The sequence below is a fragment of the Planotetraspora thailandica genome (assembly GCF_016863335.1).
Lineage (GTDB): Bacteria > Actinomycetota > Actinomycetes > Streptosporangiales > Streptosporangiaceae > Planotetraspora > Planotetraspora thailandica.
Window position 1 is genome coordinate 1 of sequence record NZ_BOOR01000126.1, and the last position, 878, is coordinate 878.

At 68.6% G+C, this 878-nt stretch carries 1 protein-coding gene; it reads left to right on the forward strand.

Annotated elements, in window-relative coordinates; translation table 11 throughout:
- The coding region (locus tag Pth03_RS41145; protein WP_203949954.1) for a galactose-binding domain-containing protein at positions 1–878 on the forward strand (878 nt) is incomplete at both ends.

Genomic DNA, 878 nt, shown 5'->3' on the forward strand with positions numbered 1-878 from the left:
AGCTTCGCCGACGTCTACGGGGCCGGTAACGCCAACGACGGTAACCAGAACACCTACTGGGAGAGCGCCAACAACGCCTTCCCGCAGTGGATTCAGGTGGACCTCGGGTCCGCCGTCAGCGTGAACCAGATCGTTCTGAAGGTCCCCGCCCCCTCGGCCTGGCAGACCAGGACCGAGACCCTGTCGGTCCTGACCGGCACCTCCAATCCCCCCACCACCACGACCGTCGCCTCCGCCGGCTACACCTTCAACCCGGCGACCGGCAACACGGTGACGATCAACTTCACCGCGACCACCACCCGGTACGTCCGGCTGAACATCACCGGCAACACCGGATGGCCCGCCGGCCAGATCTCCGAGTTCGAGGTGTACGGGCCGGTCACGGGTGACACCCAGGCCCCCTCCGCGCCGGGCAACCTGTCCTTCACCGAGCCCGGCTCCGGTCAGATCAAGCTGACCTGGGGCGCCTCCACCGACGACGTCGGCGTGACCGGCTACGACGTCTACGCCAACGGCGCGTTGCGTGCCAGCGTGGCGGGCAACGTCCTGACCTACACCGACACCCAGCCGGCCACGGCCACCGTGTCCTACTACGTCAGGGCCAAGGACGCCTCCGGCAAGCAGTCGGCCAACAGCAACACCGTCACACGCAACGGCAGCGGCGGTGGCGGCGGCTCCAACCTCGCCGTCGGCAAGGCGGTCACCGCGTCGGGTTCGGTCTTCACGTTCGTGCCGCCCAACGCCGTCGACGACAACGTGGCGACCTACTGGGAGGGCGCGAGCGGCTCCTACCCGAGCACGCTGGCCGTGCAACTCGGCGCGAACGCCGACATCAACCGGGTCGTGCTGAAGCTCAACCCCGACAGCGCGTGGGGCAC